19 protein-coding genes are annotated in these 13928 nt (G+C 70.2%); 7 read left to right on the forward strand and 12 right to left on the reverse strand.

Going from position 1 to position 13928, the window contains the following annotated elements:
• Nucleotides 1–40 precede the first annotated feature (40 nt).
• From DK427_RS07200 to DK427_RS07220, 5 genes are all read right to left on the reverse strand, one after another.
• Nucleotides 41–613 (reverse strand): NUDIX domain-containing protein, encoded by a 573-nt coding sequence (locus DK427_RS07200; protein ID WP_109950667.1) that lies wholly within the window; start codon nt 611–613, stop codon nt 41–43.
• A gap of 91 nt (nt 614–704) precedes the next feature.
• Nucleotides 705–947 (reverse strand): sulfurtransferase TusA family protein, encoded by a 243-nt coding sequence (locus DK427_RS07205; RefSeq protein WP_109950668.1) that lies wholly within the window; start codon nt 945–947, stop codon nt 705–707.
• A gap of 75 nt (nt 948–1022) precedes the next feature.
• Entirely contained in the window at nt 1023–1454 is a 432-nt protein-coding gene (locus DK427_RS07210) for a hypothetical protein (protein WP_109950669.1), read from the reverse strand.
• Between the two features lie 129 nt (nt 1455–1583).
• A complete protein-coding gene (locus tag DK427_RS07215; RefSeq protein WP_109950670.1) occupies nt 1584–2951 on the reverse strand; it encodes a glutamate--cysteine ligase in 1368 nt (455 codons plus the stop codon).
• A 314-nt stretch (nt 2952–3265) separates the two neighbouring features.
• Nucleotides 3266–4018: a 16S rRNA (uracil(1498)-N(3))-methyltransferase gene (locus tag DK427_RS07220; protein WP_109950671.1), complete on the reverse strand. Its 753-nt coding sequence runs from the start codon at nt 4016–4018 to the stop codon at nt 3266–3268.
• Nucleotides 4019–4300: 282 nt separating this feature from the next.
• On the opposite strand from DK427_RS07220, the gene DK427_RS07225 reads away from it, so the two are divergent.
• Both DK427_RS07225 and ubiA read left to right on the forward strand, forming a co-directional pair.
• A complete protein-coding gene (locus DK427_RS07225) occupies nt 4301–4768 on the forward strand; it encodes a hypothetical protein (protein ID WP_109950672.1) in 468 nt (155 codons plus the stop codon).
• 25 nt (nt 4769–4793) lie between these two features.
• Entirely contained in the window at nt 4794–5738 is a 945-nt protein-coding gene (ubiA, locus tag DK427_RS07230) for a 4-hydroxybenzoate octaprenyltransferase (protein WP_109954052.1), read from the forward strand.
• A gap of 17 nt (nt 5739–5755) precedes the next feature.
• Here ubiA and DK427_RS07235 read toward each other — a convergent pair whose 3' ends face one another.
• The gene (locus DK427_RS07235; protein WP_245930830.1) at nt 5756–6259 is read right to left on the reverse strand and encodes a DUF6101 family protein; all 504 of its coding nucleotides are present in this window, start codon (nt 6257–6259) and stop codon (nt 5756–5758) included.
• Between the two features lie 334 nt (nt 6260–6593).
• On the opposite strand from DK427_RS07235, the gene DK427_RS07240 reads away from it, so the two are divergent.
• Nucleotides 6594–7424 (forward strand): inositol monophosphatase family protein, encoded by an 831-nt coding sequence (locus tag DK427_RS07240; protein WP_109950673.1) that lies wholly within the window; start codon nt 6594–6596, stop codon nt 7422–7424.
• A gap of 34 nt (nt 7425–7458) precedes the next feature.
• On the opposite strand, the gene DK427_RS07245 is transcribed toward DK427_RS07240, so the two are convergent.
• Entirely contained in the window at nt 7459–7689 is a 231-nt protein-coding gene (locus tag DK427_RS07245) for an AsnC family transcriptional regulator (RefSeq protein WP_109950674.1), read from the reverse strand.
• 212 nt (nt 7690–7901) lie between these two features.
• A complete protein-coding gene (locus DK427_RS07250; protein WP_066918608.1) occupies nt 7902–8111 on the reverse strand; it encodes a cold-shock protein in 210 nt (69 codons plus the stop codon).
• 302 nt (nt 8112–8413) lie between these two features.
• On the opposite strand from DK427_RS07250, the gene DK427_RS07255 reads away from it, so the two are divergent.
• Nucleotides 8414–8803 (forward strand): hypothetical protein, encoded by a 390-nt coding sequence (locus DK427_RS07255; protein ID WP_109950675.1) that lies wholly within the window; start codon nt 8414–8416, stop codon nt 8801–8803.
• 54 nt (nt 8804–8857) lie between these two features.
• Here the strand turns inward: DK427_RS07255 and DK427_RS07260 are convergent, their stop codons facing one another.
• On the reverse strand, nt 8858–9064 hold the full coding sequence (locus DK427_RS07260; protein ID WP_109950676.1) for a hypothetical protein: 207 nt from the start codon (nt 9062–9064) through the stop codon (nt 8858–8860).
• A gap of 175 nt (nt 9065–9239) precedes the next feature.
• Here DK427_RS07260 and DK427_RS07265 point away from each other — a divergent pair, with 175 nt between their 5' ends.
• Nucleotides 9240–9818 carry a type 1 glutamine amidotransferase domain-containing protein gene (locus tag DK427_RS07265; protein WP_109950677.1) on the forward strand — a complete coding sequence of 193 codons (579 nt, stop codon included), beginning with the start codon at nt 9240–9242 and terminating at the stop codon, nt 9816–9818.
• Nucleotides 9819–9904: 86 nt separating this feature from the next.
• Here the strand turns inward: DK427_RS07265 and DK427_RS07270 are convergent, their stop codons facing one another.
• Nucleotides 9905–11209 (reverse strand): L,D-transpeptidase family protein, encoded by a 1305-nt coding sequence (locus DK427_RS07270; protein ID WP_109950678.1) that lies wholly within the window; start codon nt 11207–11209, stop codon nt 9905–9907.
• 486 nt (nt 11210–11695) lie between these two features.
• Here DK427_RS07270 and rcdA point away from each other — a divergent pair, with 486 nt between their 5' ends.
• Complete coding sequence (rcdA, locus tag DK427_RS07275; RefSeq protein WP_109950679.1) at nt 11696–12220, forward strand: protease adaptor protein RcdA; 525 nt, start codon at nt 11696–11698, stop codon at nt 12218–12220.
• A gap of 129 nt (nt 12221–12349) precedes the next feature.
• On the opposite strand, the gene DK427_RS07280 is transcribed toward rcdA, so the two are convergent.
• Nucleotides 12350–12631: a DUF2312 domain-containing protein gene (locus DK427_RS07280; RefSeq protein ID WP_109950680.1), complete on the reverse strand. Its 282-nt coding sequence runs from the start codon at nt 12629–12631 to the stop codon at nt 12350–12352.
• 254 nt (nt 12632–12885) lie between these two features.
• On the opposite strand from DK427_RS07280, the gene DK427_RS07285 reads away from it, so the two are divergent.
• On the forward strand, nt 12886–13254 hold the full coding sequence (locus tag DK427_RS07285; protein WP_162559720.1) for a hypothetical protein: 369 nt from the start codon (nt 12886–12888) through the stop codon (nt 13252–13254).
• 27 nt (nt 13255–13281) lie between these two features.
• Here DK427_RS07285 and DK427_RS07290 read toward each other — a convergent pair whose 3' ends face one another.
• On the reverse strand, nt 13282–13551 hold the full coding sequence (locus DK427_RS07290; RefSeq protein ID WP_204165284.1) for a hypothetical protein: 270 nt from the start codon (nt 13549–13551) through the stop codon (nt 13282–13284).
• Between the last annotated feature and the right edge of the window lie 377 nt (nt 13552–13928).

Below are 13928 nucleotides of genomic sequence, written 5' to 3' on the forward strand. Positions count from 1 at the left end.
CGATTCGGCTCGGTTCAGCGCGATCGATCCTGTTGCCCGCTCATCCCTCCGCGAACAGCTCCGGGTGCCGGAGCCGCAGCGCGTAGACCAGGACCAGGGTCTTCATGTCCGCGATCGTGCCGCGCTCGCTCATCGCAGCGACCTCGGCCAGCGGCAGTTCGTGCACGGTGATCGCCTCGTGCTCCTCGGCCAAGCCGCCGCCGGGGCCCGCCTTGTCGGCCTCCGAATAGGCGGCGAGGAACAGGTCCATCCGCTCGGTCGAGATGCCGGGCGCGGTCCAGGCGCTGGTCACGAGTTCGAGCGCGTCCAGCCGCAGGCCGGTCTCCTCGAAGGCCTCGCGGCGGGCGCCGTCCTCGGGATTGCCCTCGTCGAGGATGCCGGCCGCCACCTCGATCATCTCGGGCGGCCCGTCGGCGTAGAGGACCGGCGCGCGGAACTGCGAGATCAGCACGGCGGTGCGCCGTACGGGATCGTAGGGCAGCACCGCGACGGCGCGGCCGTGATCCTCGATCTCGCGCTTCACGCGCGTGCCGTCGGGCATCGTCACCTCGGCGACGAGGAAGCGGGCCCAGCCGTCGTGGATGAGGCGGGTGCCGCCGATATAGGGAGCCATCTGCCGGAGATTCCTGCCGTTCTGCCGCAAGCGGTGCGGACAGCGCATGGCTCAGGAATGCGGCGTCATCGCGAAGCCCGCGGCGAAGATCTCATCCGGGACGATCCGCTCCGCGAAGGATGAAGAAGCGGAGCACGCCGCCCTCGCGCGCGCTCGATTCCAGGCGATGCCCATCCTCCCGCAGGAGGTTGGGGATGTCGATGGCCGCCATCGGATCGGTGCAGGCGACGGTGAGACGCGCGCCCGGCGCCAGGGCCCGCAAAGCTTTGCGCGTTCGCAGCACCGGCAGGGGGCATTTCAGGCCCGTCAGATCCAGATCGACCCCGTCCGACATCGCCGCCCAAGAAAAACCCCGCCGGCGGGGCGCGCCGACGGGGCTTCCTAGAAGGTCTGGTCCGGCCTGTCAGCCTTACCAGCCGTAGCCGTAGTACCCACCGTAGGCGGGGTAGCCGTAGCCGTAGCCAACCGGGGCGTAGCCGTAGGCGGGATAGCCGTAGCCGTAACCGCCGCCGTAGCCGCCGTAATAGCCGTAGCGCGGGGCGGTGCTCGCCGCGATGGCGCCGCCGATCAGGCCTAGCGCCGCGCCGGCCGCGAGGGCGCCGCCGACGTTGCGACGGTAGCCGTAGCCCCGGTAACCGTAGCCGCCGTAACCGCCGCGCCAGCCGTAGCCGCGGCCGTAATAGCCGCCGCGCCAGCCGACGTGATCGATCGTGGCGTTGGTGCCGCCCACCTGATTGCCCGATAGGGCGGGAAGCGGGGCCGCCTGCGCGGTCTGCGCGGCGCCGATCGAGGTCCCGAGCGCCGTGACGCCGGCCAGAGCGAGAGTCATGAAGCGCGACATGATCGCGATCTCCTGAACATGGGAAGGTCCCGAGAAACCACGCAGCAGGCCCTCCCGTTCCAGGCCGGACCGTCGCAGGGCCGGAAACGTGCGTGAGCGCACATGCGGCGGCCCTCGGCGACCGACGCCTCAGAAGATGCAGGTCTCGAAGGCAGGCTCGACCGAGCGCTGCCACGGCCCCTCGTAGGCGGCGAGCCGCTCCTCGGCCCTCGAGCGGCCGGCGGCGACGATGGCCTCCAGCGGCTGGAGGTAGATCGTCTCGTCGCGTCCGGCCGCGTCCCGCCGGGCGCGGGCCTGGAGGCCGGCGCGGGCGATGGCGAGCGCCTCCGCGGCCACCGCGCCGAGGCTGCGCCCGCCGACCGGCGTGGCGAGGCCGAGTCGCGGCACGGTGGCGCGCATGGCCTCGCGTCCCTGCGCGCTCCAGCCTTTGGTGAGGTCGAGGCCTGCGTCGAGGGCGGCCTCGTCGTAGAGGAGGCCGGTCCAGAAGGCGGCCTGCGCGGCGATCATGTCCGGGCCGCCGACATCGGCGCCGCGCATCTCGAGGAAGCGCTTCAGGCGCACCTCCGGGAAGGCGGTCGAGGCGTGGTTCGCCCAGTCCGAGACCGTGGCGTACTCGCCGGGCAGCTGCGCGAGCTTGCCCGCCATCAGGTCGCGGAAGGAGGCGCCCGAGACGTCGTGGTAGGTGTCGCCGCGCTTGACGAAGTACATCGGCATGTCGAGCAGCCAGTCGACGTAGCCCTCGTAACCGAAGCCCGGCTCGAAGGCGAAGCCCAGCATGCCGGTGCGGTCGGCGTCGGTGTCGCGCCAGATCTCAGAGCGGCGAGAGAGGAAGCCGTTCGGGCGCCCGTCCGTGAAGGGGGAGTTGGCGAAGAGCGCGGTCGCCACCGGCTGCAGGGCGAGCGAGGCCCGGAGCTTGCGCACCATGTCGGCCTCGGAGGCGAAGTCCACGTTCACCTGCACGGTGGCGGTGCGCAGCATCATGTCGAGGCCGAGGCTCCCCACCTTCGGCATGTAGCCCGCCATGATCTTGTAGCGGCTCTTGGGCATGACGGGCGTTTCCTCGCGCCGCCATTTCGGGCTCATGCCGAGATCGAGGAAGCCGATGCCCAGGGGATCGGCGGCTCGCTTCGTGGCGGCGAGGTGCTCGTCGAGTTCCCGCACGGTGGCGTGCACGTCGGGCAAAGCCGCGCCCGAGAGCTCGAACTGCCCGCCGGGCTCGATCGAGATCGCGCCGCCCGCTTCCGCGTGCAGGCCGATGATGTGGCCGAGGTCGGTGATCGGCTCCCAGCCGGTCTCGCGGCGCAGGCCTTCGAGCAGGGCCCGGATGCCGCGCTCACCCGCGTAGGGCACGGGCGCGTCGTTCTCCCGGTAGAACGGGATCTTCTCGTGCTCGGTGCCGATGCGGAACTGCTCGCGCGGCTTCTCGCCCTCGGCGAACCAGGCGATCAGCTCGGCCCGCGTGGTGAGCGGGGTGGTGTCGGAGGTGTCGCGCGCCATGCGCCTTCTGCCCGTGCGTCGTCGTCTGCGATGGGTGGAAGCGCGCCGGGCGCTCCGGCGAGTCCAAGGTCCCGGCCCGTTGAACGGGATGTCGTGCGCTTAATCCAGCCGGCAAGGCGCGACAACGCGGCTGCGTGCGGACCCGCCGTACCGATTCCGCCAGCCCGGCCCGCGCGGGCACGGCCATGTGCGTCCGCGCACACGGCCAAGCCTGGGGATCCCCAGGGACCCTGGGTCCTTGGGCGGGGTCCCGGGGCGCGCAGCCCTGCACCCGCCAAAGGTCTCGACCTCTGGAATCCGGGACCTGTCTACGCCTACCGGGCGTCGCCGAGCACGGCCTGGACCAGGGCCAGCACCGCGACCGCCGCGGTGTCGGCCCGCAGGATGCGGGGGCCGAGGGACAGGGCGACGGTGTTCGGGCGGGCGGCGATCAGCGCGCGCTCCTCCGGCGCGAAGCCGCCCTCCGGCCCGACCAGCACGGCGAGCGGCGGGGCTGCCGCCGGGTCGCCCGCCCCGCGGAGCGCCGAGACCGAGTCGGCGACGGGCGCGTCCTCGTCGCAGAAGACCAGCAGGCGCTCGGGCGCGAGCTCCGCCAGCGCCTCGGGCAGGCGCGCGGGCTCGGCGACCGCGGGGATCGCCAGGATGCCGCACTGCTCGGCCGCTTCCACCACGTTCGCCCCGAGCCGCTCCAGGTTGATCCGCTCCCCTTGCGTGTAGCGGGTGAAGACCGGACGGATCGTGCCGGCCCCCATCTCGACCGCCTTCTGGGCGAGGTAGTCGAGCCGCGCGCTCTTCAGGGGTGCGAAGAGATAGTGCAGGTCGGAGGGCGCCGTCTGGGGCCGGGTCCGCTCCATCACCTGAAGGTCCGCGCTCTTGCGGCCCGAGGGCACGAGGCTCGCCCGCCACTCGCCGTCGCGCCCGTTGAAGAGCAGGACCGGATCCTCGGGCTTCCGGCGCAGGACGTTCAGCAGGTAGTTCGCCTGCGCCCGGTCGAGGGGCAGGCTGGCCCCAGCGTAGAGATCCGCCGCGACATGGAGCCGAGGCGCGGTGAAGTCGTAGGCAGCCATGCCGGTCTGGTCGCGCGCGGCACGGCCCCTGTCAACGCGGCGCGGCCGGGCGCACGAACACGTTGCCAAAAGGTTACAGCAGCCGTTTTTTCGTCCGATCTCCGCTTCTGACTGCAACCCGCCGCGCCTTCGCGGTTGGCGGCGGCCGGACGCGTCTTGATTGACGCCACATTCCTGTGGCGAACGAGAACACCAAGAACACAGCCGGCGGCGCCTCGGTCGGGCTCCGGCGCCCGGGGCGGCCCCAAGGACACGGCCCGAAGGATCCCAGGAGTCTAGGCGATGGCATTCAGAACCTGCGTACTGGCCGCGGCGGCGCTCGCCGGCAGCACCCTCTGGGGCGCTGCCGCCCTCGCGCAGCAATCGTCCGATTGCGGCGCGATCCAGAAGACCCTGGAGGAGCGCAAGTCGCTTGTGGCGAAGGCGAACGCCGCCTCGACCTCGAAGAAGAAGATGACGCCCCAGGAGGCCTGCGCCCTGTTTGGCAAGCTCCAGCAGAACGGCGTCTCGGGCATCAAGTGGATCGAGGCCAACAAGGAGTGGTGCTCGATCCCCGATTCGTTCGCGCAGGGCTTCAAGGCCGACAACCAGAAGGTCGGCGAGGTCCGCACCAAGGTCTGCGGCATGGCCGCCCAGGCCGCCAAGATGGAGGCGCAGGCCCGCGCCCAGGCCTCGAACGGCGGCGGCGGCGGCCTGCTCGGCGGGCCGGGCCTGACCGGCTCGTTCAAGCTGCCCCAGGGCGCGCTCTGATCTTCGGGTGCGCGCGGCACGGAGCGTGAGCGGCCCCGCGGACGGACGCGTCGCGGACGCGGTCGCGGGGCACTGGGTCGATCGGCTCGCGCCGCGCTCGGCTCGGCCCTACCTGCGCCTCGCCCGCATCGACCGGCCTATCGGCTGGTGGCTGCTGCTCCTGCCCTGCTGGTGGTCAGCGGCGCTTGCCGCGACCCGGGCCGACCATCCCTGGCCCGATCCCTGGCACCTCGTCCTCTTCCTCGTGGGCGCGGTCGCTATGCGCGGGGCGGGCTCGACCTACAACGACATCGCCGACCGCGACCTCGACGCGCAGGTCGAGCGCACCCGCTCGCGCCCGCTCCCCTCGGGCCAGGTGCGGACCCGCGCCGCGGCCCTGTTCCTGATCGCGCAGGCGCTGGTCGGCCTCGCCGTGCTGCTGCAGTTCAACGGCGCGGCGATCCTCTGCGGGCTTTGCTCGCTGGTGCCGGTCGCGATCTACCCGTTCATGAAGCGGGTGATGCCGATGCCGCAGGCCGTGCTCGGCCTTGCCTTCGCCTGGGGCGCGCTGATGGGCTGGGTTGCGGTGTTCGGCGCGCTCGGCGTGCCGGCGCTCGCCCTTTATGTGGGCTCGGTCGCCTGGGTGATCGGCTACGACACGATCTACGCCGTACAGGACATCGAGGACGACGAGATCGCCGGGATCCGCTCCTCGGCCCGCCTGTTCGGCGACCGGCTGAAGCTGGCCGTGGGGCTCTGCTACGGGCTCGCCGTGCTCGGCGTCGCGCTTGCCGTGCGGGGTGCGGGCGGCGGGCCGCTCGCCTATCTGGGTGTGCTGGCCTTCGCGGGCCATCTCGCCTGGCAGGTCTGGTCCCTGCGGGAGCGCGACGGGCGCGGAGCACTTGCCCTGTTCCGGTCCAACCGCGGCGCGGGCCTCGTCCTGTTCGCGGGCCTCGCCGCCGACACGGTGGCGCTCGGCTGGCTGTACTGACTCTCTCCCCGATCCGCTCAGGTCCGGGCGATGATCTCCTTCTCGCCCCGGTGGATCAGCGGGCGGGCGGGCAGGCGGCCGGTCTTGCGGCGGACGAGGAAGCGCGGGCGCCGGTCGCAGAGCGAGCCGTGGCGGCGACGCATCCGGATCTTGCCGAGGGCGAGGCGGCCGAGCTGCTGCGAGACCGGGCAGAGCACGCCGTCCTCGCGCACGATCATCCGGGCAAGGCCCGCCTTCTGCGCAACGTCGCGCCACACGGCCACGACCTCCTCCTCGCAGAACGGGCCCATCTGGTCGAAGATCCGGCCTTCGGCATCGACGAGGGCCAGCATGAACCGGTCCTCTCCGCTGATCTCGCTGGCCTCGCCCGCGAAGGCGAGCGCGACGCCCGCGGGCCGGGTACCCTGCTGGGTGGCGCCGAAGATCGGGAGCGCCGGGAAGGCTGCGGGCCAGACCGGGGCCGCGGCGCCGTCCTGGCAGTGGATCTCGTGCGGGCTCGCCATGGTTTCGAAGGTGTTCATCGGTTCGATGCCCTGTTGCAAGTGGCGATCTCTGTCGGACCGTCCGTTATGCAGAGCAGATTGGCCGTCCACCTCCCTCGATGACCTTAAGAGCCAGCGTTAAGCGAATCTGGACCTGGGCCTTGCTGGCGGAATGCTCAACGCTTCCTTGCCCCGATAGGCCGAATGCGGCGGATGCGAGCGGGGGCCTCGCGCTGCTTGTGGGCCTACGCACCGCACCTTAGAACGGTGGGAATGCCGGTCTCGCCGGCCCGACCCTCTCACGTCCCGTATCGTCCGGCCCGCCCGCGCGGATCGCCGCGCCGCTTTGGGGCCGACCCGAACCGGATCACGGATGCCCGACTCGATCTCCGCCGCCTCCGTATCCGCGCTGATGCCGGCCCTGCGCGGCGCGCTCCGCGAGGCGGCGGATCTCGCCCTGCCGTTCTTCCGCCGGGGCGACCAGACCTCGGCGCGGGTCTGGTCGAAGGCCGGCGGCTCGCCGGTGACGGAGGCCGATGTCGCCGTCGACACCTTTCTGAAGATCCGCCTGAGCGAGCTGGTGCCGCAGGCCGCATGGCTCTCGGAGGAGACGGCCGACGACCACGCCCGGATCGGGCGGGATCTCGTCTGGATCGTCGATCCGATCGACGGCACGCGGGCCTTCCTGTCGGGGCACCCGGACTGGTCGATCGCGGTGGCGCTGCTGTCGCGGGGCGAGCCGCTCGTCGGCTTCGTGCACGCCCCGGTCTGCGGCAAGGCCTACGAGGCCGTCCGCGGGCAGGGCGCCACCTGCAACGGGCAACCGATCCAGGTCTCAGGACGCGCCGAACTGCCCGGCGCGCGCGTGACCGGCCCCAGGCCGATGTTCGACCGGCTGGAGCGCGGCGTAACGCAGACCGGAGCGGAGCCGGATTTCACGACGATCGAGCGCATCCCCTCGCTGGCTCTGCGGCTCGCGCGCGTGGCCGAGGGCGCGATCGATCTCGGCCTGATCACCGCGAATGCGCGGGATTGGGATCTGGCAGGCGCGGACCTCGTCCTGCGCGAGGCGGGCGGCAGCGTCCGCGACTTGGCGGGGCAGATGCCGGTCTACAACCGGCCGGAGCCCGTGCACGGCGAACTCGTCGCCGTCCCGGACAGCTTGCGGGATCAGGCCCTGTCGGCCTGGCAATCGGGCAGCTAGAGAGGCGGCCGGGGACCGAGCCGCCCGGGATCGATCAGATTGTGGCCTCGCGCAGGCGCAGGGTGTTCGGCGCCAGGCCGAGGCGCTCGGCGAGATGCCAGCGCAGCTCGCGCTGCGAGTGATAGCCGTAGCTGCGATCGATCAGGTGGGAGAGGTCGGCCTTTTGCCCGGCCCGGGAGGCTTCGTTCAGGCTCTTGACCCGAAAGGTCGGCGCATCGGTGACGGGCGACCGGGCGCCCTTGTGGCGCGTGTACTCGAATTGCATGTCTTTTCTTGTTCTGTCCCTTGTCGGCGCAGGTGATACCCGGTTGTCCGGACCCTGCGACTCCGTTTCTTCGGTTTTTGTCGTCTTAGATTCGTTCGACCGTCCGGCGCGACCGGTCCCGCGGATACGCGTCGGGACGGCAGCGTCGGAGGGCTTCGGCCGGTATCCGGCCGCGTGAGCGGGCTCTGGTTGCGAGAGCCGCGGAGGGTGCGTCAGGCCGCCTGGAGGTTGCCCGCCGCTTCCTTGCCGCTGCGCTTATCGGCCACGATCTCGTAGGAGAGCTTCTGGCCCTCGACGAGGTTACGCAGCCCCGCGCGCTCGACGGCGGAGATGTGGACGAACACGTCCTTGCCGCCGTCGTCGGGCTGGATGAAGCCGTAGCCCTTGGTCTCGTTGAACCACTTCACGGTGCCGGTATTCACGTATAGTACCTCGTATCGTCCATAAGACGAAAGTTCATGCGTCCGAGGACGCACGTCGCTTCGTCTTCGAAAGTTTTGCAGAGCAGGCAGGGCGCGAGACGCTGAACCTTCAGGAAGCGTCGGTCTCGATCGGTGGCCCTCCACAGAGATATCTAGGTGGTCCTTGCGGCCGCAACAAGGCGATACCGCCATCCATTTTCCGTGTCGGCCCGCGACCTTCGCGCCGGGGGGCGTCGCGCGGCCCTGTGAATCGAGGGCGGCGCGGTGCATATATGGTACGCGTTCAGGCAGTTAGGCGATCCATGGCAGGCATCTCGGTTTCGCTCGAGGGTGCGAACATCCAACTCTCCTTCCAGAAGGACGATCAGGCGACGGCCGTGGTGATGGACGCCCGCGCCGCCCGCGCCCTGGTGCGGGCGGTCGGGCAGCTGCTGACCGCGATCGACGACTCGGAGGAGCCGGAACTGCCGGAGGATCTGAGCGACGAGGACGTCGCGATGCTCGACGTCACCTCCTCGGCGATCGAGGTCGGCACCGATGAGCAGGGCCAGGCCGTGGTGGCGTTGCAGGCGGGCGCCCTGCCGCCCTTCCAACTCCGCCTGACCGATGAGGAGGCCCGCCACGTCGCGACGAGCCTCGCCGAGATCCTGAGCGCGCCCCGCGACGTGCGGGCCTCGCACGGGGGGCACTGAAGGTCGCTCGCCAGCAGCAGCTTCCTCCCGAATGACAGGGAGGAGCGCGCTCCCCTACATCCGCACGCCGGGATCGGTCGGGGCGCCTGGAAACACGTCGGGCTCGGAGCCCGGACCGCCCGGCTCGCCGATGCCGGGATCGTTCACCGGGTAGGGTGTGCGCGGCCCGGTCGGGCCGACATCCGGCATCTCGTCTGGCTGGGGCGGCGGCGGCAGATCGCCGGGCGTGGGGTCGGGCGTCGGAAGGCCGGGATTGGCCATGCGCGGATCTCCTGGCTGTCGGGTTCTGACTCTCGGGAATGCGGGGGCTAACGGCCGCGCCGCCCGCCTGTTCCGGTCTGAGCGTGACGCGGGGGCGCCCTGCCGACCCCGGGCGGAACGTCGCCGCACCGGTCCCGTTGCCCGTCCAGTCAACGACGCAACGGGAGAACACGCCATGCCCGACATCAAGCAGTCAAAGGTCCTGATCCTCGCCACCGATGGCTTCGAGGAGACCGAGCTGACCGTGCCGCTGACCAAGCTGCGGCAGGCGGGCGCGACCGTGCACGTGGTCGCGCCGAAATCCCGCGAGGCCAAGGAGTCGATCCGCGGCTGGGACAAGACCGACTGGGGCAAGAACGTCGCGGTCGATCACGATCTGGAGGCGGTCGACGTCTCCGCCTACGACGTGCTCGTCCTGCCGGGCGGCCAGATCAATCCGGACAAGCTACGCCTGGAGCCGCGGGCGCTGGAGGTGATCAAGGGCTTCCTCACCTCCGGTAAGGTCGTCGCCGCGATCTGCCACGCGCCCTGGCTGCTGATCGAGACCGGCGCCGTGAAGGGCCGCGACGTCACCTCGTTCAGCTCGATCAAGACGGATGTGATCAACGCGGGTGGGCGCTGGCACGACAAGGAGGTGGTGACCGACCAGGGCATCATCACCAGCCGCAACCCGGGCGACCTCGACGCCTTCGTGGCCAAGATCATCGAGGAGGTGAAGGAGGGCCGTCACGAGGCTCGCCAGCTCGCCGCCTGAACCGCGGAAACAACGGTCCGAAAAAAAGAGGCCCGCACGCCATTGGCGTGCGGGCCTTCTGCTTGAACGCTCCGAGGCGCAAGGCCTCAGTTCGCCTCCTCGTCGCCGGGCTCGAAGGTCTCCGGCATGGTGGATTCGGCACTGGCGACCGGGGTCGGCGCGCTGATCGTCGAGGGTACGTTGACGCCGTCGCGCTTGTAGATGTCGTCGCGGAACTGCACGAGGCCGTCCGGGGTCGACCAGGCGGTGATGTAGGTCCAGTAGACGGGCACCGGCTGGGTCAGCGTCGCGTCGATGCGCTTGCCGCTCTCGATCGCCTGCTCGACCTGCTCGCGGCCCCAGCCGGGCGTGTCCTTCAACAGCCAGGTGATGTACTCGCGCACATTCTGCACGCGCACGCAGCCCGAGGAGATGAAGCGGAAATCGTCGCCGAACACGCCCTTGGTGTTCGTGTCGTGCATGAACACGCCGTAGGGGTTCGGGATGTTGATGCGGACGATGCCCATCGAGTTGAAGTCGGCGCCCGAATCCTGCCGGTAGGTGTAGCGCGTGCCCTCGTCCGAGAACCAGTTCACCGACTTCGGCGAGATCTCGCCACCACCTGAGAGGATGCGGATCTTGTTGTCGGTGAGGTAGTTCGGATCCTTCTGCATCTTCGGGATCAGGTCCTTCTTCACGATGGAAGCCGGGACCGTCCAGGTCGGGTTGAAATTGATCTGCGTCGCCTTGGTGTTCATGATCGGCGACTGGCGGTCGATCTTGCCGACGCCGGCTGCGTGCAGGGTCACGACCTGTCCATTCTCGACCGTCTGCACCAGCGCGGCCGGGATGTTGGTGATGACGAAGCGGTTGCCGAGATTGCCCGAGTAGGAGCGCAGGCGCACCGCGTTGATCTCGAGTTGGCGCAAGCGGATGTCCGCCGGCACGTTCATGGCCTGCTGCGTGGCGAGGCTCATCGCGCCGGTCTGGCTCAGCCCGTGGCGGGCCTGGAAGCGCTTCACGCCCGCCGCGACGTAGGAATCGTAGACGCCGGACGTGCCGGCCGCCGCGTCGAGGTCGCCGGTGACGATGAGGCGCTGGCGCACGGCGGCCACCGCCGGACCCTTGGTGCCGATGCGCAGGCGGTCGGCCCCGCTGACCGGCCGCCAGCCACCGCGGGCCACGATGTCCTTGTAGCGCTCGACCATCTGCTCGGTCGCCGCCACCGTCTGGGGCGACAGGATCGGGGTCGAGGAGCGCTGCACCTGCATGGCGGCGGGCGAGGCGTAGTCCTGCGCCCACTCGGCCTGGGCGAAGCCGCCCGGGTCGCGGGCGAGGGCGCCGCCCGCGGCTGCGGCGGTGGCGAGGAGCGCGAGGCTCGTGGAGACCCGCAGGGTTGCCAGTTTCAGCATGGGCCGGTGGCTCTGTCCGTCGGAGGGCGAGAACGGGTTCGGCGGGCCGGATCGCCCGCCGCGCCCCTTGTCGCCGGGGTATCTGGGTACGGTTAAGAACCCATGGGGACCGGGCCAGAATGTGGCGCGCGGGTGCGGCGGCGCACCCGGCACGGCCCCGCCCGGCGCGGAAGCCGGGTGCTCAAGCGCGGCCGTGGCAGAAAAGCCGCACCATCGCGCCCTGGGAGCGACTTGTCCCGCGCTGGGACGATCCGTTCCCGGCGCGGTACCGCCATTATCCCCCTGTATCCCCCTGTTCGTATCCCCCTGTTCGCACGCCCGCCGGTGCCCGCCCGCCGCCACAGGTGCGGAGGCGGCACATTAACGCTATGTTTAGCTTCCGTTACCGGAACGCCCCGCGGGGCGTTAGGATTGCGTCCACGACCGCGAGATCGGTGTGCGGGTCCTGATGCGGGACGCCGCCCGAACCGGGGTTCAGGAGGCAAGATGAGCGGCTTCGACGTCACGTTCCGCGACGAGCGCGACTGGGTGGATTTCGGTCAGACCTATGTGGGCTCGGAGGCCTTCCGCGCCCTCTTCCGCGACGGCATGGCGCTGGTCGAGGAGACCGCTTCGTATCTCGACGGGGAAGGCCGCGAGGAATCCCGGCTGATCTCGCGCGACGCCACGCTCTGCTACGCGTCCGAGAGCATGCGACTGACCACGCTGCTGATGCAGGTCGCCTCCTGGCTCCTGGTTCAGCGCGCCGTCTCCGAGGGCGAGCTGACGCCGGGTCAGGCGCTGCAGGAGAAGAATCGCGTGCGCCTCGCCGCTGCCGAGCCGCCCAAGCCCGAGAGCTTCAGCCTGCTGCCCGTGCGGCTCCAGAACCTGATCCTGCGCACCCGCCGCCTGCACACCCGCATCCTGCACCTCGACGGCCTGATCTCCGAGGACCGCCCCGCCCCGGTGCCGCGCGAGAGCCCGGTCGCGGCCCAGCAGGGCCTGCTGCGCTCTGTCTTCCAGCACCACTGAATCCGGTCTCGGTCGGGTCACGGCTCGGGAGATGCGCCCCCCTCCTGGCCGCAATCTGCCGGATTCACGCGTCGGCCGGACAGGGCGTCGCACCCTGTCCGCCGCGACGGTTCGTCGATCGAGCGCCGCTCAGGCCGCTTGGGCGATCGGGGCCGGGCTCGGCGCGTCCATGGCGCGCAGGTAGAGTTCCAGCAGGCTCTCCTGCTCGTCGCGCTCGTCCTTGTCCTGCTTGCGCAGCTTCAGGATCTCCTTCAGCACCTTCACGTCGAGGCCTTCGCCCTTCGCCTCGGCGAAGATCTCCTTCTTGGCCTCCATCAGGTCCTTGATCTCCTCGTCGAGCCGCTCGATGCGCTCGATGATGGAGCGGATTCGGTCGCCCGCGACGCCCACGGTATCGATCGTGTCGGACATGCTCACTCCCTGGCTGATCCGGGCCGCACCCTCTCGGAACAGGCTCACCAGAGCGTTAACGGCGCCGGTCCGGCGGTCCGCCCGCGACGCGCGGCACCCTCCAGGGCTCCGCCGCGGCAAGTGCTCGGCGTGATTGAAATGGGGATCTGTGCTGCGTATCGTTCGCTCGGAACGTAAAATTCAAGTCGAGCGCGCTTTCTAACAAAGGTTTGTTTCTCGAAAGCGCCGGGACTTGGTGCTGCGAGGGCAGGAGTATGGTTGACGGTGGCTTGAACGGCGAGCGCCTCGCGGAGGTCTCGCGTCTCGCGGGCGCCCTCGCGGACGAGGTGATGAGCGAGCACGAGAGCGGCGAGGCGTCGATGGCGAAGCTCACCGCGCTCGGAAGGGCAGCGTTGCTGCTGCAGGATTACGACCGGCCGATCCCGGACCGGGTCGTGGACGTGCTCAGCCGCGCGCTCCGGGGCGAGGAGGACGGCGCGATCGGCCATGCGGAGGGCGATGCCGGGCAGGACGGCGCGATGCGGGAGGCTGGTCCGGAAACGATGCGGGCGATGAACGAGCCTGAAGTTCCCCGTCGCCTCTTTCCGCGCCTGATCCAATCCCTGCGCCCACCGCGCGGTTAGGGCGCTCTCCGCCCGTTCGGATGCGCCTCAGCTCGAGGGCGCGCGCAGAGCGGCACCCGTTTGGCCGCTCTGCTGAGGCTCGCCCACACGCGTCGCCTCCGTGCGGGCGCAGGCGAGAAGGCGGGCCCGGCCAGTCGCGTCGATCCGCTCCCAGAGCTTCACCAGTTCGAGGGCGTCGCCGAGGGCATCGCCCTGCGGGACCCGGAAGGTCTCGACTGGCCGGCCGACGAGCTCCGCAATCCGTGCGAGCCTCTCGTCCAGGCCGGTCGCGCCCCGATCATCCGTCGCCTCGGTCATGAGGATCTCCGACCCGCGCCGTCGAAGTTCTGGTCGACATTATGCCTGTCTTCTCGCAGGCTGCCTGGATCAAAGCAGTGTTTCATGCGGCTGTCCCGACGCGATGGTGCCCGAGATTACCCGCGTGGGTTGCGCAATACCATGAAATTCTGCTTCCGAATGGGCGAAATTTTGCTCATGCCCCGGGAAACAATCGAGAATTTGCCCCGCGTCTGGACAATTTCTGCTCATTCGGAACGGCTCGTAGACCGCTCGCTGTCCCTGGTCCCCTCCATCGGACCGCCTTCCATCCGCGGCGGGCGCAACGATATGACAGGACACGGCCGTGCCTCATGGCGCGGCGCTCCCGGGTCCCGGACCCGCGCGAGGAGAAGCCG

It is taken from the genome of Methylobacterium radiodurans, from assembly GCF_003173735.1.
In the GTDB taxonomy this organism is placed as follows: Bacteria; Pseudomonadota; Alphaproteobacteria; order Rhizobiales; family Beijerinckiaceae; genus Methylobacterium; species Methylobacterium radiodurans.

What these genes read in the sequence shown, in the direction of transcription:
- rcdA (WP_109950679.1), top strand. Translation starts at nt 11,696, where the DNA reads ATGAGCGGCTTCGACGTCACGTTCCGCGACGAGCGCGACTGGGTGGAT.
- DK427_RS07235 (WP_245930830.1), bottom strand. Translation starts at nt 6,259, where the DNA reads ATGAACACCTTCGAAACCATGGCGAGCCCGCACGAGATCCACTGCCAG.
- DK427_RS07200 (WP_109950667.1), bottom strand. Translation starts at nt 613, where the DNA reads ATGGCTCCCTATATCGGCGGCACCCGCCTCATCCACGACGGCTGGGCC.
- DK427_RS07280 (WP_109950680.1), bottom strand. Translation starts at nt 12,631, where the DNA reads ATGTCCGACACGATCGATACCGTGGGCGTCGCGGGCGACCGAATCCGC.
- DK427_RS07225 (WP_109950672.1), top strand. Translation starts at nt 4,301, where the DNA reads ATGGCATTCAGAACCTGCGTACTGGCCGCGGCGGCGCTCGCCGGCAGC.
- DK427_RS07215 (WP_109950670.1), bottom strand. Translation starts at nt 2,951, where the DNA reads ATGGCGCGCGACACCTCCGACACCACCCCGCTCACCACGCGGGCCGAG.
- DK427_RS07290 (WP_204165284.1), bottom strand. Translation starts at nt 13,551, where the DNA reads ATGACCGAGGCGACGGATGATCGGGGCGCGACCGGCCTGGACGAGAGG.
- DK427_RS07255 (WP_109950675.1), top strand. Translation starts at nt 8,414, where the DNA reads ATGGCAGGCATCTCGGTTTCGCTCGAGGGTGCGAACATCCAACTCTCC.
- DK427_RS07270 (WP_109950678.1), bottom strand. Translation starts at nt 11,209, where the DNA reads ATGCTGAAACTGGCAACCCTGCGGGTCTCCACGAGCCTCGCGCTCCTC.
- DK427_RS07245 (WP_109950674.1), bottom strand. Translation starts at nt 7,689, where the DNA reads ATGCAATTCGAGTACACGCGCCACAAGGGCGCCCGGTCGCCCGTCACC.
- DK427_RS07205 (WP_109950668.1), bottom strand. Translation starts at nt 947, where the DNA reads ATGTCGGACGGGGTCGATCTGGATCTGACGGGCCTGAAATGCCCCCTG.
- DK427_RS07285 (WP_162559720.1), top strand. Translation starts at nt 12,886, where the DNA reads ATGGTTGACGGTGGCTTGAACGGCGAGCGCCTCGCGGAGGTCTCGCGT.
- DK427_RS07265 (WP_109950677.1), top strand. Translation starts at nt 9,240, where the DNA reads ATGCCCGACATCAAGCAGTCAAAGGTCCTGATCCTCGCCACCGATGGC.
- DK427_RS07210 (WP_109950669.1), bottom strand. Translation starts at nt 1,454, where the DNA reads ATGTCGCGCTTCATGACTCTCGCTCTGGCCGGCGTCACGGCGCTCGGG.
- DK427_RS07240 (WP_109950673.1), top strand. Translation starts at nt 6,594, where the DNA reads ATGCCCGACTCGATCTCCGCCGCCTCCGTATCCGCGCTGATGCCGGCC.
- DK427_RS07220 (WP_109950671.1), bottom strand. Translation starts at nt 4,018, where the DNA reads ATGGCTGCCTACGACTTCACCGCGCCTCGGCTCCATGTCGCGGCGGAT.
- DK427_RS07260 (WP_109950676.1), bottom strand. Translation starts at nt 9,064, where the DNA reads ATGGCCAATCCCGGCCTTCCGACGCCCGACCCCACGCCCGGCGATCTG.